The 22,379-nt window shown below is 73.0% G+C and carries 20 protein-coding genes and 1 pseudogene; 13 read left to right on the forward strand and 8 right to left on the reverse strand.

What is annotated here, in order from left to right:
• Together ACWGJM_RS47200 and ACWGJM_RS47205 are read left to right on the forward strand one after the other, a co-directional pair.
• A pseudogene (locus ACWGJM_RS47200) lies at positions 1-363 on the forward strand (hypothetical protein); the annotation flags it as partial.
• Between the two features lie 92 nt (positions 364-455).
• Complete coding sequence (locus tag ACWGJM_RS47205; protein ID WP_453417972.1) at positions 456-1,868, forward strand: MFS transporter; 1,413 nt, start codon at positions 456-458, stop codon at positions 1,866-1,868.
• On the opposite strand, the gene ACWGJM_RS47210 is transcribed toward ACWGJM_RS47205, so the two are convergent.
• The 4 genes from ACWGJM_RS47210 to ACWGJM_RS47225 all read right to left on the reverse strand — a co-directional run bounded on the left by ACWGJM_RS47210 (position 1,762) and on the right by ACWGJM_RS47225 (position 4,539).
• Positions 1,762-2,844 (reverse strand): Lrp/AsnC family transcriptional regulator, encoded by a 1,083-nt coding sequence (locus tag ACWGJM_RS47210; RefSeq protein WP_453417973.1) that lies wholly within the window; start codon positions 2,842-2,844, stop codon positions 1,762-1,764. The genes ACWGJM_RS47205 and ACWGJM_RS47210 overlap by 107 nt on opposite strands.
• A 44-nt stretch (positions 2,845-2,888) precedes the next feature.
• Positions 2,889-3,344, reverse strand: coding sequence for a tellurite resistance TerB family protein (locus tag ACWGJM_RS47215; protein WP_132850436.1), 456 nt, complete (start codon positions 3,342-3,344; stop codon positions 2,889-2,891).
• Positions 3,345-3,469: 125 nt separating this feature from the next.
• Positions 3,470-3,877, reverse strand: a complete 408-nt coding sequence (locus ACWGJM_RS47220; protein WP_453417974.1) for a DUF6114 domain-containing protein — start codon at positions 3,875-3,877, stop codon at positions 3,470-3,472.
• The gene (locus ACWGJM_RS47225; protein WP_453417975.1) at positions 3,877-4,539 is read right to left on the reverse strand and encodes a DUF6230 family protein; all 663 of its coding nucleotides are present in this window, start codon (positions 4,537-4,539) and stop codon (positions 3,877-3,879) included. Before ACWGJM_RS47225 ends, ACWGJM_RS47220 begins: the two co-directional genes overlap by 1 nt.
• A 610-nt stretch (positions 4,540-5,149) precedes the next feature.
• Between ACWGJM_RS47225 and ACWGJM_RS47230 the strand changes: the two genes are divergently transcribed.
• Positions 5,150-5,806 (forward strand): Tat pathway signal sequence domain protein, encoded by a 657-nt coding sequence (locus ACWGJM_RS47230; RefSeq protein WP_453417976.1) that lies wholly within the window; start codon positions 5,150-5,152, stop codon positions 5,804-5,806.
• Between the two features lie 18 nt (positions 5,807-5,824).
• On the opposite strand, the gene ACWGJM_RS47235 is transcribed toward ACWGJM_RS47230, so the two are convergent.
• A complete protein-coding gene (locus ACWGJM_RS47235; protein ID WP_453417977.1) occupies positions 5,825-6,784 on the reverse strand; it encodes a lytic polysaccharide monooxygenase in 960 nt (319 codons plus the stop codon).
• Positions 6,785-7,226: 442 nt separating this feature from the next.
• On the opposite strand from ACWGJM_RS47235, the gene ACWGJM_RS47240 reads away from it, so the two are divergent.
• Together ACWGJM_RS47240 and ACWGJM_RS47245 are read left to right on the forward strand one after the other, a co-directional pair.
• Positions 7,227-7,874, forward strand: a complete 648-nt coding sequence (locus ACWGJM_RS47240) for a ScbR family autoregulator-binding transcription factor (protein WP_453417978.1) — start codon at positions 7,227-7,229, stop codon at positions 7,872-7,874.
• A 22-nt stretch (positions 7,875-7,896) separates the two neighbouring features.
• Positions 7,897-9,108 (forward strand): damage-control phosphatase ARMT1 family protein, encoded by a 1,212-nt coding sequence (locus ACWGJM_RS47245; protein WP_453417979.1) that lies wholly within the window; start codon positions 7,897-7,899, stop codon positions 9,106-9,108.
• Here the strand turns inward: ACWGJM_RS47245 and ACWGJM_RS47250 are convergent.
• Complete coding sequence (locus tag ACWGJM_RS47250; protein ID WP_453417980.1) at positions 9,085-10,359, reverse strand: cytochrome P450; 1,275 nt, start codon at positions 10,357-10,359, stop codon at positions 9,085-9,087. The two genes, ACWGJM_RS47245 and ACWGJM_RS47250, sit on opposite strands and share 24 nt — an antisense overlap.
• Positions 10,360-10,483: 124 nt before the next feature.
• On the opposite strand from ACWGJM_RS47250, the gene cyc2 reads away from it, so the two are divergent.
• From cyc2 to ACWGJM_RS47275, 5 genes are all read left to right on the forward strand, one after another.
• Entirely contained in the window at positions 10,484-12,643 is a 2,160-nt protein-coding gene (gene cyc2, locus ACWGJM_RS47255; protein WP_453417981.1) for a germacradienol/geosmin synthase Cyc2, read from the forward strand.
• Positions 12,644-12,821: 178 nt separating this feature from the next.
• Positions 12,822-13,385, forward strand: coding sequence for a PDZ domain-containing protein (locus tag ACWGJM_RS47260; protein ID WP_453417982.1), 564 nt, complete (start codon positions 12,822-12,824; stop codon positions 13,383-13,385).
• A 166-nt stretch (positions 13,386-13,551) separates the two neighbouring features.
• Positions 13,552-14,679 (forward strand): aminopeptidase P family protein, encoded by a 1,128-nt coding sequence (locus ACWGJM_RS47265; protein WP_453417983.1) that lies wholly within the window; start codon positions 13,552-13,554, stop codon positions 14,677-14,679.
• Positions 14,680-14,730: 51 nt separating this feature from the next.
• Positions 14,731-15,675 carry an aminoglycoside phosphotransferase family protein gene (locus ACWGJM_RS47270; protein WP_453417984.1) on the forward strand — a complete coding sequence of 315 codons (945 nt, stop codon included), beginning with the start codon at positions 14,731-14,733 and terminating at the stop codon, positions 15,673-15,675.
• Between the two features lie 105 nt (positions 15,676-15,780).
• Positions 15,781-15,951, forward strand: coding sequence for a hypothetical protein (locus ACWGJM_RS47275; RefSeq protein WP_453417985.1), 171 nt, complete (start codon positions 15,781-15,783; stop codon positions 15,949-15,951).
• A gap of 8 nt (positions 15,952-15,959) precedes the next feature.
• Here the strand turns inward: ACWGJM_RS47275 and treZ are convergent, their stop codons facing one another.
• Positions 15,960-17,708, reverse strand: a complete 1,749-nt coding sequence (gene treZ / locus ACWGJM_RS47280) for a malto-oligosyltrehalose trehalohydrolase (RefSeq protein ID WP_453417986.1) — start codon at positions 17,706-17,708, stop codon at positions 15,960-15,962.
• Between the two features lie 175 nt (positions 17,709-17,883).
• Here treZ and ACWGJM_RS47285 point away from each other — a divergent pair, with 175 nt between their 5' ends.
• The 3 genes from ACWGJM_RS47285 to ACWGJM_RS47295 all read left to right on the forward strand — a co-directional run bounded on the left by ACWGJM_RS47285 (position 17,884) and on the right by ACWGJM_RS47295 (position 20,354).
• Entirely contained in the window at positions 17,884-18,435 is a 552-nt protein-coding gene (locus ACWGJM_RS47285) for an FHA domain-containing protein (RefSeq protein ID WP_453417987.1), read from the forward strand.
• A 171-nt stretch (positions 18,436-18,606) separates the two neighbouring features.
• The gene (locus ACWGJM_RS47290; protein WP_453417988.1) at positions 18,607-19,932 is read left to right on the forward strand and encodes a M14 family zinc carboxypeptidase; all 1,326 of its coding nucleotides are present in this window, start codon (positions 18,607-18,609) and stop codon (positions 19,930-19,932) included.
• The gene (locus ACWGJM_RS47295; protein WP_453417989.1) at positions 19,929-20,354 is read left to right on the forward strand and encodes an SSI family serine proteinase inhibitor; all 426 of its coding nucleotides are present in this window, start codon (positions 19,929-19,931) and stop codon (positions 20,352-20,354) included. The genes ACWGJM_RS47290 and ACWGJM_RS47295 overlap by 4 nt, the downstream gene beginning before the upstream one ends.
• 73 nt (positions 20,355-20,427) lie before the next feature.
• On the opposite strand, the gene ACWGJM_RS47300 is transcribed toward ACWGJM_RS47295, so the two are convergent.
• On the reverse strand, positions 20,428-21,678 hold the full coding sequence (locus ACWGJM_RS47300; RefSeq protein WP_453417990.1) for a M14 family zinc carboxypeptidase: 1,251 nt from the start codon (positions 21,676-21,678) through the stop codon (positions 20,428-20,430).
• Positions 21,679-22,379 lie beyond the last annotated feature (701 nt).

A 22,379-nucleotide genomic window follows, 5' to 3' on the forward strand; every position in this document is an offset into this window, starting at 1 on the left:
GACGCCGGGGGCACCCGCGTCGTTCTCGTCGGCCGCGGCCTCGACCTGGCCGGGATCGTCCGGCTCGCCGCCGCCGAACCCGCCGTACCGCCCGAGGCGGTGGAGCGGGCGCACGGCCTGGAGGAGCCCGCCGGCTTCGCCGGCCAGGCCGCACGGCAGACCGGGCGGGCCACCACCGCCGACGCCATGGTCCTGGCCTGCGGACTCGTCATCGCCGTACGAGCGCTGCGGCTGCTGCCGGTGCCTCCGCCCGTCCCCGCCTTCGCCGTGGCCGCCGCCCTCCCGTCCGACACGGAGGACCGCCCGCTGACGGGGGACGTCACGATCGCGCCCGAACTGCTGCCGGTGCTCGCGCAGTTGTGAGTTTTCGCCGCGCGGGGCGGCCCTCATGGAAGAAATCCACCAGCTGCGGCCTCGCGCTGGAGCCCGCCCGCCGCCGCGCCGACGCTCGTTCCATGACCACCGAACGCATACCGACCCCCGTCGCCCCGCCACCGCCCCACCGCCGGCGCCGGTCCGCGCTGACCGCCCTGCTCCTCGCCGAGGCGATGAACCTGCTGGACGCGACCGTCGTGCAGGTCGCCGCCCCCGCCGTGCACGCCGATCTGAGCGGATCGGTGTCGGACATCCAGTGGTTCTCCGCCGCCTACACCCTGCCGTTCGCGGTGCTGCTGATCACCGGCGGCCGGCTCGGTGACATCGCGGGCCGGCGCCGCCTGTTCGTCCTCGGCGTCACGGCGTTCACGCTCGCCTCGCTCGCCTGCGCCCTGGCGCCCACGGCGGGCCTGCTGATCGCCTTCCGCGCGGTGCAGGGCGCGGCGGCGGCGATGATCATTCCGCAGACCATCGGGCTGATCAAGGCGATGTTCGCGGGGGAGGAGCTCTCCCGGGCCCTGGGCAGCATAGGCCCGGTGATGGGCCTCGCCGCCGTCTGCGGACCCGTCCTGGGCGGCGTACTGACCCACGCCGACCTGTTCGGTTCCTCCTGGCGCGCCGCCTTCCTCGTCAACGTCCCCGTGGCCCTGGTGGTGCTGGCCCTGTCCTCCCGGCTGCCGGAGAACCGCGCGCCGCGCCGCCCCAGCCTCGACCCGGTCGGCACGGCGCTGGCGGCGGCCGGCACCGGTCTGATCGTCCAGCCGCTGATCGACGCGGACGTCACGCGCCTCGCGGGGCGGAGCTGGGCGATGCTGTCCGCGGGCCTGCTCCTGGTCGCCGTCTTCGCCCTGCACCAGCGCCGGGTGGCGGCGGCCGGCCGCAGCCCCCTGCTGGAGCCGACCCTGTTCGCCCGCCGGGGCTTTCCCGCCGCCCTCGTCACGTCGACGTCCTTCTTCGCGGTGACGAACGGGCTGACGACGGTGGTCGTCCTGCAACTCCAGCTAGGCGCCCACGCAGGCGTGCTGGCCTCCGGTCTGAGCCTCGCCCCCTGGTCGGCGGGCCTGGCGGTCGCGTCGTGGCTGGCGGGCGCGCGGCTGGTACGACGGTACGGGCGGCGCGTGATGCCGTACGGGCTCGGCGTCCTCCTGACCGGTCTGCTCGCCGCCGTCGCCGGTTACCACACGGCGGAGCCCGGCGCGTACCCCGAAGCTCTGCTTCCCGCCCTGGCGCTCATCGGTGTGGGCGCGGGCCTGTTCACCCCAGCGTTCTTCACCCTCGCCCTGAAGCCCCTCGCCCCCCAGGAGATCGGTTCGGCCGCCGGCCTGCTCAACGCGGTGCAGCAACTCGGGGCGACCCTCGGTGTCGCCGTCCTGGGCAGCGTCTACCTCAACGCCGCATCGGCGCGGCACGCGGCCGAGGCGGCGTGCTGGGTGGCGGTGGGACTGGTGGGCGTGAGCTGGGTGGCGAGCCGGAGGGTGACAGCGGAGACATAGCCGCGGGGCTGCCCGCCTTCAGCGTCCGCAGCACGGGACTCGTCTCCAGCGCACGGATCTGCCGCAACGCCCCCAGCCGTCGCGTCAGATACCGGTGCAGGTCGGCCGGGTCCCGGCACAGGGCCTGCGCCACCAGATTCGTCGGCCCGGTGGTTGCCGCCACGAAGGCCAGCTCGTCGTGGGTCGCCAGCTCCTCCGCCACCCCTTCCAGGTCCGCGGGGCGCACCGACATCCACAGCAGCGCCCGTGTCCGTACCCCGAAGAGCCCGGCGTCCATCTCCACGTCGAAGAACAGCCCGCCCCCGGCCCGCAGCTCGGCCAGCCGCCGCGCCACCGTGGCCGGCGACCACCCGGTCCGGCGGGCCAGCTCCCCGAAAGCGGCCCGCCCGTCCCTCTCCAGGGCGGCCAGCAACTCCGCGTCCCCCGGGCCGGGTCGGCGTGCCTCGACGCCCTCGGCTCCCTCGCCGTCCTCCCGGCCCTCCGCGCCCTCGCGCAACGCCCGCTGCTGCTCGGCGTCCAGCGTCCGCGCGCCGCGCCGCCAGTTCACGGGCCCGCCGAGATAGGTGTGCAGCAGGCAGTGGGCGGACACCGCGGTGATCCCGCCGGTGCGCGGAATGTCCCTCAGCAGCAGCGAGTTGCCGGCGGTGTCGTCCGTAGGGGCGTGGATGATCGCCGTGATCTCGGTCCCCCCGGACGTCAGCTTCACCCACGAGGTGTCCGGCCGCCGCACCAGCGCCTCAGCGATCGTCTGCGCGGACCGCGCCGCCGCGGTGAGCCGGACCAGCCACTGGGTGCGCCCCGCCCGGTGCGGGTCGGCGAGACCGACGACCCGCAGCCCGGCCTCGGTCCGCAGCCGCCGGTACCGCCGGGCGACCGTCTGCGCGGAGACGCCGAGCACCCCGGCGATACGGCTGAACGGCGCGCGCCCCTCGACGTGCAGGGCGTGGATGAGGGCACGGTCGAGGTCGTCGAGCATGCCCCCATCCTCGCGGACGCCCTCGGTGGGACGCCCGACCGGGCTCAGAGGTCGAACTCGTGCGGCGGCAGCTCCAGCGTGAAGCACGCCTCGCGGACCACGGCCTGCTCGGTCTTGTCGAAGTCCCCGTCCGCACCGCCGATGACGATGCCGATCTGGATGACGGCCCGTGCCTCCGCGGGCTTCTTCTTCGCCTTGGCGATCTCCTGGAGCACGCTGACCTTGCCGAAGGCGAAGTCGGTGGTCAGCTTGTTCAGGTTGTCCTCGAAACGGCGCCGCAGGTCGTCGGCGGGGAAGTTCTGCAACACCTCGTTGGTGGCGATGAGCTGGGCCACGCGCTGCCGCTCGGCCGGGTCGATCGTCCCGTCGGCGGCCGCCACGAGCGCGCACATGGCCATGCTCGCGTCGCGGAAGGCACCGCTCTTCAGATCGTTCTTCTTCGCCACCAGCTGGGTCTGCATCGTCGACGCGGACTCCTTGATGCGGTCCCACAGGGCCATGCGAACTCCTCAGACGGGTCGGCACATACGGATCGACTGCTTCTACAACACCGTAGAAACTTGTGCGCAGGCCGAAAAGTTCCGGTGAGACGTTCCGGGTCCCCGTGCCGGTGCCGCCCCTGGGGTCAGGCGACCCCGGCCGGCGTCTGGCGTCGCTTCTGCTTCCGCTCGCGGCGGCTCACGCGGGCTTCCTGGTCCGGGAGCCAGCCGAAGGCCAGGCAGCTGCCGGTGACGCCGAGGACGAGGCCGACGATGAAGCCGCCCAGGTTGGAGGTCATCCAGGTGCCCAGGGAGAGCAGGACGCCGGTGATGGAGTAGAAGATGCGCTGGGCCGGGGTGAAGAGGATCAGCAGACCGAGGATCAGCATCAGGGTGGGCAGGAGGTAACCGGCCAGGCCCTGCATGCCGACGTGCAGGATGACCGGAAGCGGTGCCTTCATGGTCACCAGGATCTCGGCGCCGCCCAGTACGAGCAGCAGGCCGCCCGCGAAGGGACGGCCCCCTCTCCACTGCCGGAAGCGGTCCCTGTCCATCACGGGCAGCCGTCGCTGGAGAACTTCATGTGCAGGTTGGGCAGCTTGAAGACAGCCGCGGTGGCCGCGTAGTTGCGCTGGTACAGGTGCGTGATGGTGACTTTGTCGGCCTGCTGGCTGTAGACGCCCGCGGGGCCCTTGGCGTCGACCTTGTCGAGGGTGCTGGCGTCGCGGCCGATCTCGATGTTCTTGAACGAGGCGTTGCCCGTGATGTCGTCGGAGTCGATCGACAGGTTCGACACCTGCACCTTCTTGGACCCGGTGCCCGCGGTGAGGACGAGCTGGATGCCGCCGAGGTCGACGCTCTGGCACATGTTGGTGAGCGTGCCGTTCTTCACCACCGAGGTGACGACCAGCTCCTGACCCCCGGTGTCACCGGCGTTGGGGCTGTTCTCGATCATGTTGTCCAGCCCGCCGTACTGCGCGAACCCCGTGCCGTCGAGCCGATCGGCCTTGACCACGAACGGCATGCCGGAGATGGCGAACTGGACGCCCAGGGCGCCCTGCGCGGTCAGGATCGCGAGTCCCGCGGTGACCGCGGCGGCGGGGACCGCCATCACCGCGGCCCGGCGCAGCCGGACCCGCCCGCGTCTCGGTGCGGAACCGCTTTCGGGGTTCTCGGGGGTGTTGTCGGCGGACGAGAGGTCCGGGGACGAGGCCATGTCTGCTCCCATGGGCATAGTCATGCGGGTTGGGCTTGTGGCGCGTTGTCCTGGCGCGGACATCGGCTGCCGCGCACGCCTCCTCGCACTCCCGGCGATTGCAAGGGCTTTCACGTTACGCAGCAGTAGCCGCCGAGGAAGTTACCGGGGGTTACATGAGGGGTCAAGAGAGTTGTGAAAAAAGAGTGTCGATTATGCGTCGTCTGCTTTCAAGTGCAGCAACTCCCTTGATCGACCTTGACGTTGACTGATCCTCAGGTCTACAACTGCCCCTGGCTCAACCGGATCCGTGGCGCCGGATCCGCCGTGCGGCACCATCTGTCCTCTCCAGGGGTGCTCCCGGCACGGCACCCCACACAGACCGCCCCCGCACAAGCGCGTTCCCGGCACGGGCTCTTTCCCCCAGGGCCTTACGTCCCGTGCCCGGCCGCCCTCATTCGGCCCGGCCGGAAGTCTCCCCCCGAGGCTCTCGGCCGGTGTCCAGCCGCCGCTGCCGGTCCGTCACGTACGGAGAAGGCGTGCACGGACCGGCAGCGGCCGGCGCCCCAGCGCGCCCCCCAACCCCCCACCTCACCCTCACCAGCCCCCCACCCAGGAAAGAGGCACCCGCATGCGCACCCGTACCCTCGTCACCCTCGCCGGAGCCGTCGCCGCGCTCGCGCTCCCGCTGGCCGCCGTCCCCGCCTCCGCGGACGGCACCGCCGTGCTCACCACCGGCAGCGCCGGCGGCACCGCGGTCGCGGTCGGTGACGTCCTCACCGCGCCGCTCGCGAGCGGCACCTCCGCCACGCTCTACTCCAGCGCGACCGGCACCAGCGGCGTCAAGTGCACCTCGTCGCAGTTCACCGCCACCGTCAAGGACAACCCGGCCGCGCCCGGCACGGCCACCGAGTCGGCCGGCGCGCAGACCTTCGACGCCAGCAGCTGCACCAGCAACGTCCTCGGCGTCACCGGTGTCAGCAGCATCACGGTCGACAACCTGCCCTACACCACCACCGTGGCCTCCGACGGCACGCTCACCGTGACCCCGGCGAGCGGCTCGACCATCCAGACCACCGTCAAGCTGAAGACGCTGCTGGGCTCCATCACCTGCGTCTACCAGGCGGCCAGCCTGACCGGTACGTCCGACAACAGCGACAACAGCATCAACTTCACCAACCAGCAGTTCACGAAGACCTCCGGCTCCTCGCTCTGCTTCTCCAGCGGCTACTTCACCGCCAAGTACGCCGCCGTTACCGACGCGGGTGCTCCGGTCTTCGTCAACTGAGTGTCGTAGCCGAGGCGTTCACCGCCGACGCAGACGCACAGCCAGGGCGGCGCCCCCGGTGAGCACCAGCACCGCGGCGGCGCCGCCCGCCAGTAGTGGCGCGGAGGGCCCGGAGCCGGTGTCGGTGGTGGAGGCCACCGGGGTGCTGTCGGCGGCGGTGCCCTCGGTCCGGGGGGCGCTCGCCGCCTTGCCGGATGCCGCCGCGGCCGTCTCTCCGCCCGTCTCCGTGGCCGCCGGCCGGCCGGAAGCGCCGGCCGCCGGCCGGGCCGCCTTCCCGGTCGCCGCGCCGGCCGAAGCCGGAGCCGAGGGCGACGGGGTGGTGGCCTTTCCCGCCTTCGCCTTCGGGAACACCACGTCGGAGCACGAGTAGTAGGTGTCCGGCGTACTGCTGTTCTGCCAGATCGTGTAGAGCACCTGCCGCCCCGTCCGGTCCGACGGCAGCGTGGCCCCGATGTGGTACGCGCCGTCGGTCAGCGCCGGGTCCGTGACCTGGGCGAAGGGTTTCGAGGGCAGATCGGACCAGGTCAACGGCTTGGACGGGTCGTAGCCGGGCTTGGTCAGATAGAGCTTGAACGTGCCGGTGTGCGGGATGGTCGAGGCGTACGTCATCGTCATCCTGGCGCCCGGGGTCAGCCGGGTCGACGGCCAGTCCGGACGGGCCAGGTCGAGGCCCTTGTAGGCGGACAGGCCGCCGCTGCACAGCTTCCCGTCCGCGATCACCTGCCGATCCCGGCCGTCCACGCCCGCCACCCGCAGGTTGTCCCACATCGTGAAGGGCGCGCCGTTGGCGGTGACAGCCGCCCGGCAGGCCGCCGAGCGTGCCGCGTCGCCACCGTCGGGGGAGCAGGCGTACACCCGGCTGACCGGATCCGTCGGCGCGCCGTGCGCCCGGGCCGGTCCCGCCGCGCACAGCGACAGCAGGGCCGAGGCCGCCACGGCGGCCCCCGTGACCCTCAGGGGTGCGGTCATCCGACTCATCGCAGGACTCCTCCTCGCCGGCGCGGCAACGGTATGTCCCGTGCAGTACGGGAAACGGGCCGCCTGCGTTCAGTTCGCCCCTCGTGTACGGATCCGCCGCCTACAGGGCCGGTCGGTGCTTGCATGCACCGACCGGCCCGTCCGTTTGAGGTCCCATTGAGAACCGCCCGACCTCCTCGTATCGTGGCGATCACGGGCGCGGCGGCCCGGTCGTTCGCCATGTCCTCCGGAAGACGGCAAAAGCCTAGGTAGGGGCCTCAATTGACATCGTCCGCTTATTGACCGTCACAGGCGGCCGGGCGGTCGGTCGCAGGGCTTGCACGTGTCGGCCACCGAGTCTGCACAAACCTGCTCCGTTGTCGCAGGGTGAGTTATCGTGTGCGTGGGGTAAAAAACAAACGGCACGTCCCGTACGTTTCTGACTTCAAGGAGTGTCCCTTAGATGGCGAGGCAGTTACGCGCCGAGCAAACCCGGACGACGATCATCACGGCCGCGGCCGACCTGTTCGACCGTCACGGCTACGAATCGACCAGTCTGAGCGACATCGTCGAGCACGCCCGGGTCACCAAGGGCGCGCTCTACTTCCACTTCGCGGCCAAGGAGGATCTGGCGCGCGCCATCATGGAGTTGCAGGCCCAGGCGTCTCGGCAGGTGGCGAGGGAGGTGGAGAGCCGCGGCTGCTCGTCGCTCGAGTTCCTGATCCGCACCACGTTCGGGATAGCCCGGCTCGCGGTCGAGGACCCGATCCCCCGGGCGGGACTCCGCCTCGCCACCGCGGACGTGGCCGTCCGGCCGCCGCTGAAGCACCCGTTCTCGGAGTGGCTGGACCTCTCCACCCGCAAACTCCTCGGCGCGGTCAAGGAGTCCGACCTGCACCCGGACGTCGACGTGGACGCCGCCGCCCACTCCCTCGTGTACTTCTTCGTCGGCACCCGGGTCGCCGGCCGCTCCCTCGACCCCGACGGACGGCTGCCCCGCAGGATCGCCGAGATGTGGCACCTGATGATCCGGGGAATGGTGCCGGTACCCCGGCGCGCCCGCTATCTGACCCTCACCACACAGCTGGAACGGGAGACCAGAACCGCCTGATCCGCGGGGTACGGTGACGCCCATGCCCGACACCCCCGCCGCCCCCGTGATCCTCGGTGACGAACCCGGCTCCTTCCCGCGCAGCGTGCTGGCCGAGCGGCATCCCGCGATCATCCGGCAGGTACGCGAGGCCTTTCCGTACGGCCCCGAGCAGCACCGCGCGCTGGACGCGCTGCTGAAGAGCTGCACCGAAGGCGTCATCGAGCCGCTGCCCGCCGACGCGCCCGACCGCGACCGGTGGCGGGACTGGGGCGCGGACACCTGGACCGGCCGCTCCTGGTTCGACGTGCCCTGGCTGTGGTCGGAGAGCCACTTCTACCGCCGGCTCCTCGACGCCGTCGCCTACTTCGGCTCCGGACCCTGGGCGGGCATCGACCCCTTCCGGCCCTTCAAGCGCGCCGAACTCGACGCCGGGGATACGGACGAGGAACTGGCCGCGCTCGACGTGCTCGAGGACCTGCCGGCCGACGAACGGGCCCGCGCCCTGCTGCACGGCTCGCTCTGGGGCAACCGCGCCGACCTCGGCTTCCGCCTCTCCGCCGAGAGCACCGAGGGCGCCGAGGCCCAGGAGACCGTCCCGGCCCTGGTGGCCGACGACAGCGACGCCCTGTGGTCCCTGCTGCCCTCCTCCGGTACGGGCACGCTCTGCCTGGTCGCGGACAACGCCGGCCGGGAACTCGTCCCCGACCTGCTCCTGATCGCCCACCTCCTCGCCGAGGGCGATGTCACACGGGCCGTACTGCACGTCAAGCCCTATCCGTACTACGTCTCCGACGCCACGACCGCCGACGTGGTGGACGCCCTGCGCCGGCTCACCTCGGCGCCGGGCGCGGCCGGTGGCTACGGGCGGCGGCTGTGGGCGGCCATGGCCGACGGGCGGCTCACGGTGCGCGCCCACCCCTTCTCCTGCGCCCCGCTGCCGTACGCGGACATGCCGGACGACCTGCGTGCCGAGTTCGCCGCCGCGACCCTGACCGTCGTCAAGGGCGACCTCAACTACCGGCGCCTGGTCGGCGACCGGCTGTGGCCGCCGACCACGCCCTTCCGGGACGTCACCGCGTACTTCCCGGGCCCGGTCGCCGCCCTGCGCACGCTGAAGTCCGACGTGATCACCGGCCTGGACGCGGATACCGAGGCGGCCCTGGTCACGGCGGAGGGACAGCGCTGGCGCACCGGGGGCACGCACGCGCTGATCCAGGTCGGCGGGGGATCAGCCGACGTGCACCGGCAGTGACTTGATCCCGTTGATGAAGTTGGACACGAGCCGTTCGGCGGGCCCGGCGAGCCGCGGTGCGGGCAGTGCCCCGAGTGCCTCCTCGTACAGCAACCGCAGCTGAAGCCGGGCGAAATGGGCGCCCAGACAGACGTGCGGGCCGTCCCCGAAGGACACGTGCGGATTGGGTGTGCGGGCGAGGTCGAGCCGGTCCGGGTCGGTGAAGACCCGCTCGTCGCGGTTGGCCGAGGCGTGGAAGACCACCACCTTGGCGCCCGCGCGGATCCGCCGCCCGCCCAGTTCGGTGTCCCGTGCGGCGGTACGGCGGAAGGTCAGCACCGGCGGATGCCAGCGCAGCAACTCCTCGACCGCCTGGGGGAGCCCCACCTTCCCCGCGCGCAACAGCCCGTACACCTCAGGATGTTCCGCGAGCGCCAGCAGCCCGCCCGGAGCGGCGCCGCGCACGGTGTCGTTGCCCGCGATCGTGAGCAGGAAGAAGAACATCTCCAGTTCCGCGCCGGTGAGTTCGACGTCGTGGGCCAGCGTGGTCAGCACGTCGTCGGCGGGCCGGCGCCGCTTGTACGCGGCCAGTTGCCGCGCGTACTCGAACATGTCCGCGAGCAACGCCGGTGAGCGCGGGTCGACCGGCCTGCCCGCACGGTCGAGCACCGGCTCACCGGCCTCGTCCGGGTCCTGGTAGCCGATGACCCGCCGCGTCCAGTGCAGCAGCAGCCGGCGGTCGCTCGCCGGGACGCCCAGCAGGTCGGCGAGGTTGAGCAGGGCGTACTCGTCGGTGACGGCGGCGACCAGGTCGACGCTCCCGTCCGCGGCGCGGGCCGCTTCCAGGGCCCGCCCGAACAGTGTGCGCGCCCTTTCCCGCGCGACCTCGGCGAACCGGTCGACGCGTCCCGGGGTGAAGGCCCGGCTGACCGTCCGGCGCAACCGCCCGTGCCACGGCGGATCCTGATTGAGCATCATGCGCCGGATGAACGGCAGGTCCGCCGGATCGGGATCCCGGATCTGGGTCGCGCCCACGTACGACGAGTACGTCCCCGGGTCCTTGAGCACCCGCACCACATCGGCGTGCCGGGTCACCGCCCAGAACCCCGGCCCGGCCGGCCAGCCCAGCACCTCCGGCTCGTCCTGCCAGGCCACGGGGTGCCGGTCGCGCAGGATCCGGTAGTCGGCGTACGGCACCCCGGCGGCGTACCGCCGAGGATCGAACACGTCGGGCACCGGCCCCGTCTCCGGTGACGGCGCGAGAGAGGTCATGGGAACACCGTGGCGTCTTTGCCCGGGCCCGGCAAGAGTTCCCGGTTCTCCCATCCTTCACGCGATGGTGTGATCATGTGCCGCGTCCCGGATGCCTGTTGGGGGCCGCGGGTAGGCCCCGGCCATGACGCAGCCGTTCGAACTCCCGCGCTTCTACATGCCGTACCCCGCGCGGCTGAACCCGCACCTCGACGAGGCGCGCGCCCACTCGACGGCGTGGGCGCGCGAGATGGGCATGCTGGAGGGGTCCGGGATCTGGGAGCAGGCCGACCTCGAGGCGCACGACTACGGGCTTCTGTGCGCCTACACCCACCCCGACTGCGACGGCCCGGCGCTCTCGCTGATCACCGACTGGTACGTGTGGGTGTTCTTCTTCGACGACCACTTCCTGGACATGTACAAGCGCACCCCGGACCGCGCCGCCGGCAAGGCGCACCTGGACCGGCTGCCGCTGTTCATGCCGCTGGACCCCGGGGCCGCCGTACCCGAGCCGGAGAACCCGGTCGAGGCGGGCCTCGCCGACCTCTGGGCGCGCACGGTGCCGTCGATGTCGGCTGCCTGGCGCCGGCGGTTCGCCGTGGCCACCGAGCATCTGCTCAACGAGTCCCTGTGGGAGCTGTCCAACATCGACGAGGGGCGGATCGCCAACCCCGTCGAGTACATCGAGATGCGCCGCAAGGTCGGCGGCGCCCCCTGGTCGGCGGGGCTCGTCGAGTACGCGACCGCCGAAGTGCCCGCGTCCGTCGCCGGGTCGAGGCCGCTGCGGGTGCTCATGGAGACCTTCTCCGACGCCGTCCACCTGCGCAACGACCTGTTCTCCTACCAGCGGGAGGTCGAGGACGAGGGGGAGAACAGCAACGGCGTGCTGGTCCTGGAGACCTTCTTCGGCTGTACCACCCAGGAGGCCGCCGACACCGTCAACGACATCCTCACCTCCCGCCTCCACCAGTTCGAGCACACCGCGCTCACCGAAGTGCCCGCCCTCGCCCTGGACAAGGGCCTCACCCCGGACGAGGTCGCGGCGGTGGCGGCCTACACCAAGGGGCTACAGGACTGGCAGTCGGGCGGCCACGAATGGCACCTGCGCTCCAGCCGGTACATGAACGAGGGCGCCATCTCCGCCGCGCCCTGGCACGGCCTGACCGGACCGGGCACCTCGGCCGCCGACGTCGGCGCCCTGCTCGCCTCGGCGGCGTCAGAACGGCTGCGCGCGTACGCGCATGTGCCGTTCCAGAAGGTCGGCCCGTCCCTGCTGCCCGACTTCCACATGCCCTTCCCGCTGGAGCTGAGCCCGCACCTGGAAGGAGCCCGCCCCCGGCTGACCGCCTGGGCGCACCGGATGGGCATCCTCGAGGAGGGCGTCTGGGACGAGGACAAGCTCGCCTCCTGCGACCTGCCGCTCTGCGCGGCCGGCCTGGACCCCGACGCCACCCCCGAGGCCCTCGACCTCAGCTCGCAGTGGCTCGCCTGGGGGACGTACGCCGACGACTACTACCCGCTGGTGTACGGCCGCCGCCGGGACCTGGCCGCCGCCCGGCTCGCCACGGCCCGGCTGTCGGCCTGCATGTCCGTCGCGGGCGAGCCGGCCCCCGTCCCGGCCGGTGCCCTGGAGCGCGGCCTGACCGACCTGTGGGCGCGCACGACCGTGGAGATGACCCCTGATGAGCGGCGCACCCTGAAGCGGGCCGTCGACACGATGACCGAGAGCTGGATGTGGGAACTGTCCAACCAGCTCCAGAACCGCGTCCCCGACCCGGTCGACTACCTGGAGATGCGGCGGGCGACCTTCGGTTCCGACCTCACCCTGAGCCTGTGCCGCATGGGGCACGGCCCGGCGATCCCGCCGGAGGTGTACCGCAGCGGCCCGGTCCGTTCGCTGGAGAACGCCGCCATCGACTACGCCTGCCTCGTCAACGACGTCTTCTCGTACCAGAAGGAGATCGAGTACGAGGGCGAGATCCACAACGCCGTCCTCGTCGTGCAGAACTTCTTCGGCGCCGACTACCCGACCGCGCTCGGGATCGTGCACGACCTGATGACCCAGCGGATGCAGCAGTTCGAACACGTCGTGGCGCACGAACTGCCCGTCGTGTACGAGGACTTCCGGCTCACGGCCGAGGCGCGTGAGGTCATGGACGGCTATGTCGCCGACCTGCGCAACTGGCTGGCCGGGATCCTGAACTGGCACCGGGGCGTCGACCGTTACAAATCGGGCGCTCTGGCTGGCCGCGCCCACGGCTTCCTCCCGGACCGGCCCCCGGCGCCCGCGCTGCCCGTCAGCTGAACTTCCGCACACGGGAGCGGCGGCGGTGCTGGTGGAGCGGCTGGCCGGAAGGGACTGACGAACCGCGACGGCTATGACTTCCCGTCGCCGCCCCCTGCTCAGTCTCACTCGATCGTGGCTCGTCGCGCCCCGGTGCGCTGGGTAGTGCGCCTGGGTGCACACCAGCCGGAGGCGATCCATGGAACACACTGCGCTGCGCCCCAAGCCGATCCCGGGTCAGGAACGCAGGGACGGCGGCCCCAGCGGGCCCACGCGTCGCCCGCACGCCGCGCGCCGGCGCGGCCGACGGCTGCGGACCGCGCTGTTGGGGCTGTTCATCGGCGCCGTCCTGGTGCTGTCCGGCGTCGGGCTCGGCACGGTCGGTGCCACCGTGATCGGCATGAGCAGGCTCGCCGAACTGAGGCGCCAGGCACCGCCGCCCGGCGACTCGGCCCCGGCTGCACCCTCCGCCGCCCAGGGCCCCGCCCAGACGGCGCCCGCCGCCACCCTCGGCCTGGAGGTCATGGACGCCGAGAAGGCGGGCGCGCTGGTCGTCGGCGTCCATGTCCCCGGCCCGGGCTACGCGGCCGGCCTGGTCCGCGGCGACGTACTCCTCCAGGTCGGCAGGACCCGTGTCGACACGGCCGCCGATCTCGCCCGGGCTGTCGCCGCGGCCCGGCCCGGCGCCCGGGTCACCCTCACGGTGCGCCACCGAGGCGGCGGCTATCAGCAGCTGACCGCCGCTCCCGGTCTGGTCACGTGAGCGCCCGTCCTGACGGGCGATTGGCGAACGTTCGTTCGAATTCCGGGGAGGGGAGACCCGGCTTCGCCCGCGGGACCCCGTAACCGGCTCGCGTCGCCCTCCGTGTCCGGGCAGGATGCTCCCGTGGTCCCATGCCCAGCACGTTCCCGCGTTCACGGAGGCCCGGATGACCAGTAGTACGCCCGCGCCCTTCACCGCCGACGACTACAGGGCCCGCATGGAGCGCGCCGCGCGCGCCGCCGCCGACGCGGGGCTGGCCGGGCTGCTCGTGGCGCCCGGCCCGGACCTGGTGTGGCTCACCGGCTACGCGCCCACCGCGGTCACCGAACGGCTCACCGTGCTCGTCCTCGCCCCCGGCCGGGACCCCGTGCTCGTCGTGCCCACGCTGGAGGCCCCGGACGCCCAGAAGGCACCCGGCGCCGCCGCCCTGACCCTGCGGGACTGGACCGACGGCAAGGACCCGTACGCCGTCACCGCCGGCCTCCTCCCGAACAGCGGCAGCTTCGGCATCAGCGACAACGCCTGGGCCCTGCACCTGCTCGGCCTTCAGAAGACGCTGCCCGGCACCTCCTACGCCGCCCTCACCGACGCCCTGCCCATGCTGCGCGCCGTCAAGGACACAGCCGAGCTGGAACTGCTGGCGGCGGCCGGGGCGGCCGCCGACGCCACGTTCGAGGAGATCCGGAAGGTTCCCTTCACCGGCCGCCGGGAGTCCGACGTCGGCGAGGACCTCGCCGACCTGCTGCGCCGGCATGGACACTCCCAGGTCGACTTCACCATCGTCGGCTCCGGCCCGAACGGCGCCAACCCGCACCACGAGGTCGGCGACCGCGTCATCCAGCGCGGCGACATGGTCGTCCTCGACTTCGGCGGGCTGAAGGACGGATACGGTTCCGACACCACCCGCACCGTCCACGTCGGCGAGCCCACCGACGAGGAGCGCAGGGTCCACGACGTCGTGCGCGCCGCCCAGGAGGCAGGCTTCCGCGCGGTGCGGCCCGGCGTCCCCTGCCAGGACGTCGACCGGGCCGCCCGCGCCGTGGTCACCGACGCGGGATACGGCGAGTACTTCATCCACCGCACCGGCCACGGCATCGGCGTGACCACGCACGAGCCGCCGTACATGATCGAGGGCGAGGAACAGCCACTCGTGCCCGGCATGTGCTTCTCCGTGGAACCCGGTATCTACCTGCCCGGCCGCTTCGGGGTGCGCATCGAGGACATCGTCACGGTCACCGAGGACGGTGGCCGCCGCCTCAACAACACCACCCGCGAGATGGTCATGGTGGACTGAGAGACACAGCGGGTACCGATCGACAGACCCCGGGACGACAACGGCGCGACCATGACCCAGGCACCGACACCCACCGCGGACACCGTCCGCCGACTGGTCCGTTCGCTGCTCAAGGAGAGCGCGGAGGGAACCTCCGGGCCCGACGTGCGGCCCGTCGTCGAGGGCGGTGAGCACTCCACCTGGTGGGTCGGCGCCCGCCACGTGCTGCGCCTTGCCCCCGACCGGGAGGCCGCCGCCCGTCAGCGCCGCGAGCTGCGCCTGCGCGACCTCGTACGACCGCATCTGCCCGTCGCCGTCCCCACCAGCGTCGCCCACGGCGAGTGGGCGCCCGGCCTCACCTACACGCTCGACACCAGGGTGCCCGGCGGTACGGGGGAGGAGCACGACGTCTCCGCCGTCGGCGAGGCCGACCTGGCCGGGCTGCTCACCGGGCTGCGCGAGGTACCCGTACGGCAGGCCGAGACACTCGGCGTCCCGCGCACCGCCCCGCGCTCCCTGGAGGCACTGCGCCGGATGGCCGCGCACGCGGCCGAACGCCTCGGCGCCGCCGACGAGTTCGATCCGGCCCGGATGACCCAGCTGGCCCCGCCCGCCGCGGCCCAGCTCGCCGCGCAGTCCGGCACGGCGGTCCTGGTCCACCACGACCTCAGGGGCGAGCACCTCCTGGTCAGCGCCGACGGCCGGGTGCGCGGCATCCTCGACTGGACAGGCGCCGTCGTCGGCGACCCCGCCGAGGACATCGCCTCCCTCGCCCTCGCCGTCGGCGCGCCCGCCGCCGTCCGCGCCGCCACCCTCGCCGGATACAGCGCCCGCCCCTGCCTGCGCGGTCTGTGGCTCGCCCGCTGCGACACCGTCATCCGCCTCACCGATCGCCTCGAGGCCCGCGACACCGCCCCCCTCCCGCTCCTCAGGACCCAGCTGCGCCGCGCCTGGGAGGCGATCCTGCTGGAGCGGGTGACGGAGTTCAGGGAGGACGGCGAGGAAGAGGGGGCGTAGAAGTCCGTGGTCCGCCTGCGCGTGCCGGGCCGCGGCCGCGACGCCGGCGGATTCGGGTGAGTCTGTCAGGGAGCGTGGCCCGCCCCGCACGGGCGGTGTGCGTCGGTGACCGCGCCGGTCCTCGCCCCGGGGTACGTCTACCGGTTCGACCTGACCGCCGGGGGCTGGGGGCGCGGGGCGGGCATCACGATGGGGGCGATCATCGTGATGACACTCGACCTCCTCATCGTGTGGGCGCTGAGCAGGTCCCTTCTCGATACCAGCGGCGGTCGGTGAAGCGCCCGTCACTCCTGCGCCAGCACCACGCACGACTCCCCGGGTACCTGGAGCAGCCCGTCCTGCCCGGGTGCCTCGACCGGGTCCCACGCGGCGAGGACCTCGGCCGGGCGGGTGCCGAGCGGGATCGACGCCTCCGCCTTGCCCAGGTTGACGACCACCCGGACGTCCCCGCGCCGGAAGGCCAGCCAGCGGGCGCGGGCGTCGTACGCCACCTTGGTGTCCGCGAGATCGGGATCGGTGAGGTCCGGCTGCTCGTGGCGCAGGGCGATGAGCCGGCGGTACCAGGCCAGCACGCGCGCGTGGGGCTCCCGCTCGGGCTCCGACCAGTCCAGGCACGAGCGGTCCCGGGTCGCGGGGTCCTGCGGGTCGGGAACGTCCTCCTCGGCCCAGCCGTGCGCCGCGAACTCCCGCCGCCTGCCCTGCCGCACCGCCTGGGCGAGTTCCGGATCGGTGTGGTCGGTGAAGAACTGCCAGGGCGTGCCGGCCGCCCACTCCTCACCCATGAACAGCATCGGCGTGAACGGCGCGGTCAAGGTGAGCGTGGCGGCGCAGGCCAGCAGGCCGGGGGAGAGCGCGGCCGAGAGGCGGTCGCCCTGGGCGCGGTTGCCGACCTGGTCGTGGGTCTGGCCGTAGCCGAGCAGCCGGTGCCCGGCCGTGCGCACGCGGTCCAGCGGACGGCCGTGGCGCCGGCCCCGGAAACTGGAGTACGAGCCGTCGTGGAAGTAGCCGCCCGTGAGCGTCTTGGCGAGGGCGGCGAAGGGGTGGCGCGCGAAGTCGGCGTAGTAGCCCTGGGACTCGCCGGTCAGCGCGGTGTGCAGGGCGTGATGGAAGTCGTCGTTCCACTGGGCGTGCAGGCCGAGGCCGTTCTCCGCGCGCGGGGTGATCACCCGCGGGTCGTTGAGGTCGGACTCGCCGATCAGGAACAGCGGCCGGCCCAGCTCGGTGGCCAGACCGTCCACGGCCGCCGACAGCTCCTCCAGGAAGTGGCACGCGCGCGTGTCGCGCAGCGCGTGCACCGCGTCCAGCCGCAGCCCGTCGATCCGGTAGTCGCGCAGCCAGGCCAGCGCGCTGCCGGCGAAGTACGCGCGCACCTCGTCCGACCCGGGCGCGTCCAGGTTGACCGCCGCGCCCCACGGCGTGTGGTGCGTGTCCGTGAAGTACGGTCCGAACGCGGGCAGGTAATTGCCGGACGGACCCAGGTGGTTGTGCACGACGTCGAGGACCACGCCCAGGCCGAGTTCGTGCGCCCGGTCGACGAACCGCTTCAGTGCCTCGGGCCCGCCGTAGGGCTCGTGCACCGCCCACAGCGACACCCCCTCGTACCCCCAGCCGTGCCGCCCCGGGAAGGGACACAGCGGCATCAACTCGACGTGCGTGACGCCAAGTCGCACGAGGTGCTCCAGCCGCCCGGCCGCCGCGTCCAGGGTGCCCTCGCGGGTGTACGTGCCCACGTGCAGCTCGTACAGCACCGCACCGGGCAGCCCGCGCCCGGCCCACGCCTCGGTACGCCACGCGTACCGCTCGTGGTCGACGACGGCGCTCGGGCCGTCGGGGCCGTCGGGCTGCCGCCGCGAACGCGGGTCCGGCAGCACGGGGCCGTCGTCCATCGCGAACCCGTACCGCGACCCGTCCGCCGCCTCCGCCTCACCGGTCCACCACCCGGCCCGCCCCGGATCGTGCTCCAACGCGCGCGTGGCGCCGTCGCAATGGAGCGTCACACGGTCTGCCTGCGGTGCCCACACCTCGAATTGCACGGGATGGTTCCCCTTCGTCTGCTCACCGTGATGTAGCCCGTCCATCGTGCTGCAAAACGCGATCAGTCCGCCCGCCCATCCGCGCTTTGAAGGCAGGTGTCGCCGGAAGTACGCGTGTGGCGGCCGTTTCCCCGTTTTCTGGACACCCGGGGTTCACTGACCGACAATCACCTGCGTGACGTCGTCCTTCGAGTTCTCCACGTACCCCGCGCGGCTGTCCGACGCGGAGCGCGACAAGGCGCTGCGGGTGCTCCGCGACGGCGTCGCCATGGGCCGGCTGTCCCACGACACGTTCGTACGCCGCATGGAACTGGCGCTCGCCGCCCGCCGCTCGGACGAACTCGCCGTCCTCACCGCCGACCTGCCCCAGGAGAACCGCGTCACGCGCGTGCTGTTCGGCGCCGTCGAGGCGGTCTCCGGCTTCACCGTACGGCTGCGCCGGGCCTGGCAGGCCGAGCGGCTGCCCAAGCTGCTTCTGCCGCACCCCGACAGCACCCACCCGCTGCGCATAGGCCGCGACCCCGCGAGCGGCCTCAGGCTCAATCACGAGACCGTCTCCCGCGTGCACGCCGAGCTGCGCCGCCAGGGCGGCACGTGGGTCCTCAGGGACCTCGGCTCCACCAACGGCACCACGGTCAACGGACGGCGGGTGATCGGCGCCGCCGTCGTCCGCGAGGGCGACCAGATCGCCTTCGGCAGGATGGCCTACCGCCTCGCCACCCACTGAGACCGGACCCGCAGTGAACCCTTCCGGTGGCCGAAATCCGACTGTGTCACGCGGTGTTGACGTACCCCCGAAGTCGTGACTGACTGTGCGTACATCATGCACATGATGTGAACCGACGGCACCGCACAGTGGAGGTGTGCTCCCCTGCCACCGCTCCTCCGCTACCCGTCCGTGGACGAACTGGGCGCCCGCGCGGCGGCGCTCGTCGCCCGCCGTCCCGGGGCCGCCCGGCTGCGCCGCGTCGGGACCTCCCGCGCGGGCACGCCACTGTGGCTGCTCTCCGTCGGCCGCGGCAGCCGGCACGTCCTGGTCGTCGCCGGACCGCACGCCAACGAGCCGGTGGGCGGCGCCACCGTCCTGCGCCTGGCCGAACGGGTCCTCGCCGACCCGCGGCTGACCGAGGGCGCCGACGTCACCTGGAACCTGCTGCTGTGCCTCGATCCGGACGGCTCGCGCCGCAACGAGGGCTGGCTGGCCGGGCCGTACACCCTGCGGCACTACTTCCGGAACTTCTTCCGGCCCGGCTTCCTGGAGCAGCCCGAATGGCTGCCGGACGGCGCCGACGCCGTCGTGCTGCCGGAGACCCGCGCCCTGCTCGACCTCCAGGACGAGCTGCGGCCCTTCCTCCAGTGCTCGCTGCACGGCGTCGACGTCGGCGGCGGCTTCGTGGAACTGACCCGTGACCTGCCCGGGCTCGCCCAGCGCCTGGCCCACACCGCCGCCCGCCTCGGCATCCCGCGCGAACTCGGCGCGTACGACACCCTGTACTGGCCGAACGTCGGACCCGCCGTCTACCGGATCCCGCCGCCGCGCCGCGCCGACCTGGCCGCGGCCATCACCGAGGCGGCCGTCGAGTCGACCTGGTTCCACCCGCACCGGTACGGCACGGTGACCGCGGTCGTCGAGGCGCCCATGTGGGGTGTGCGGGCCGTGGAGGACCCCTCCCCGCCCGCGGACCGCGACGCGGCGCTGCGCGCGGTCAGCCGCACCCTGCGCCAGGACACCCGGCTCCTGGAGGGCATCCTGTGCCGCATCAGACCCCAGCTGGCCGTCGCCCCGGACGCGGCGCGCCTGCTCGCCCCGGTCGACGACTACCTGCTGGTCTGCCCCGGCCTCGCCGACGCCTGGGACCCCGACACCGGCGGTGCGGGAGCGGGCCGGCTGCCCCCGCTCGGCACCGCCCATCTGGCGGCCCTGCGCATCGCCGGACGGCGCCTGGCTCTCAGGACGGCGGGGCTGCTGCACCGGGTCGTGCGCGGCACCGGGCACGACCCGGCGGGCGCGCTGCCCGACCTCGACCGGCTCCTCGACGCCTGGTGCGCGGACTTCCGCGACTGCTACGGGGCCCGCTGGATCCCGGTCGCACGCCAGGCCGAGTACCAGACACGCGTCGTACTGAGCGCGTTCGAACTGGCCCAGCGGTACGCGCGCGTGTGCTCCCGTTCGGGTGAGCCGGGCTGGGGTGCGCAGGCCGCCGTGCCGATGCACCGGGAATGACGTACACCACCAAAGCGACAGCGGTACGAGGCGGCCTGCTGGCGGCGGTCGCGCTCCTCGCCGCGGGCCCGGCAGCCGCCGCCGCGACCACGCCCGGCGGAGCCGGCCAGGGCGACTGGCTCTACCTCACCGTCGCCCGCGGCGACGCCCGCAACGGCGACACGCGAGGCACCCTGCTGCTGTGCGACCGGCCGGAGGGACACGCGCGCGCGGCCGAGGCCTGCGCCGAACTCACGAACGCGAAGGGGGACATCCGAGCCATCCCGCAGAAGAAGAACGTGTTCTGCCCGATGATCTACGCCCCGGTGACCGTCCACGCGCGCGGGGAGTGGCACGGCCGTCCCGTCGACTACCGGGAGACGTTCTCAAACACCTGTGTGATGGAGGCACGGACGGGGGCGGTGTTCGCACTGGACCGCTGAGCGCTGGACCGCTGAGCGCCGGACGGCTGGGCGCGCGGGGTCGGTCAGGGGTGGTGTGCGGTCATTTCGGGCCTCACGCCACCTCTTCGCGCGCGTGCAGCGCCGCCGCGAGCACCGTGCGGGACTGGTGCTCGACCTGGTGCTCCAGGGGCACCCAGCGGGCGCGGAAGCGCTCGGCGAAGGCGTCGCACCAGGAGGCGACGAGCCGTTCCAGCCCGGGTGCCGCCCGGTCGTTCGCCTCCCGCAGGACCCGCAGCAGCATCGCCGCCGCCCGCAGCGGCAGCCGGCGCCCGAAGGCGTCCACGCTGCCGACGTACGCCATCGTGGTGTCGGCGGGCGGCGTGCCGGTCCAGTCCGCGGCCAGGCCCGGCACCACCTCCAGGACCCACCTGGCCGCGCGCAGCAGGGGCACGTCGGTGTCCCCGAGCCGGGGCAGGACCTCGGCGAGTACCCGCTCCACCTCCAGCGCGTCCCGCAGCAGCCGGCTCGCCAGCCACCGCATCGCCGCCGCCGGTGCCGGGTGCGGTGCCGGGTCGTCCACCAGGTCGCTGGCCCACATCGGCACCTCCACCACCGCCGTCAGCCCGCCGTAGCGGTGGACGCGGTGCCAGGTGCTGTGCCGGGCGTCGTCCGGCATGCTCGGGTAGGCGAGGCCCGAGCCGGGGTCGGGCATCACGTGCACGCCGGGGCCCGACGCCGGCCAGCCCGCCGCGTCCGACGCGCCCGTCTCCACCGGTATGTGCAGCTCCGCCGCGGACTTGGCGAACGGCTCGGCGAGCCCGGGCACGTCCCTGGTCAGCTGCACCCAGCTGCCGCCCAGGTCGGTGCCGTGCAGCGTCACCTGTAGATAGGGCCGCAGTTCGTCGATCACCCCGGTCAGGGCCCGGGTCTCGGGCGGCAGCCGGTCGGGCGGCAGGACCGACGGCGACCACTCCGGCTGTTCTGGCTGCGCGGGCCGGTAGAAGCCGCGGTGGTAGTCGAGCAGGCTGCGTGGCGCCGGGGTGACGTGCAGGCTCGCCCCGTCCGGGTCCGCGCACAGCAGGAAGTGCCAGGAGGTGTCGCCTCGTAACTCCCGTTCGTGCACCACCCGTCGGGCGAGCGCGAGCAGCGTGGAGCCTCCGGTGGGCTCGTTGGCGTGGGCTCCGGCGACCACCAGGACGGCCCGCCGCCGCTGTCCCACGGACAGCAGGTGCAGCGGTCTGCCCGCCCGGGACAGGCCCACCCGCCGCAGGGCACACACGCCGGGCTCATGGGCGGCCAACGCCTGGGCGGATGCGACCAGTTCGGCAACACTGGGGTAACGCAGCTCCGGCAGAGGACTCACCCCCGACTTGTCCGCCCGGCTTCGCCCTCCCAGTGGCGCACGGCATAGGTGAACTGTCAAGCAGACGGAGGGGGAGGCAGGTGGAGGCTCCAGGGGGCGCCCGGGGGCATTCAAGCGCGCCGCCGGGGGATTCGTCAGGCGGTCAGGGGTCTTGCGGGTTCACTGCTGGTGCGGACCGTGTCGGGGGAGGGCCAGGACGGCCTTGCCGGCCGCCCAGGTTTTCGTCGGGCGGCCGGGGGGCCTCGCGGGTTCACTGCTGGCGCGGGCTGTGCCGGGGGAGAGCCAGGACGGCTTCGCCGGGCGTCGGGGGAGTCCGTGACGCCGCTGGGAGCTTGCCTCGCTCACTGTTGGTGCGGGCGGCGGTCGGCGAGGGTCAGGACGGCTTCGCCGGGCGTCGGGGGAGTCCGTGACGCCGCTGGGAGCCTGCCTCGCTCACTGTTGGTGCGGGCGGCGGTCGGCGAGGGTCAGGACGGCTTCGCCGGGCGTCGGGGGAGTCCGTGACGCCGCTGGGAGCCTGCCTCGCTCACTGCTGGTGCAGGCGGCGGTCGGCGAGGGTCAGGAAGGCTTCGCCGGGCGTCGGGGGAGTCCGTGACGCCGCTGGGAGCCTGCCTCGCTCACTGCTGGTGCGGGCGGCGGTCGGCGAGGGTCAGGACGGCTTCGCCGGGCGTCGGGGGAGTCCGTGACGCCGCTGGGAGCCTGCC

The organism is Streptomyces sp. NPDC054834 (assembly GCF_053611185.1).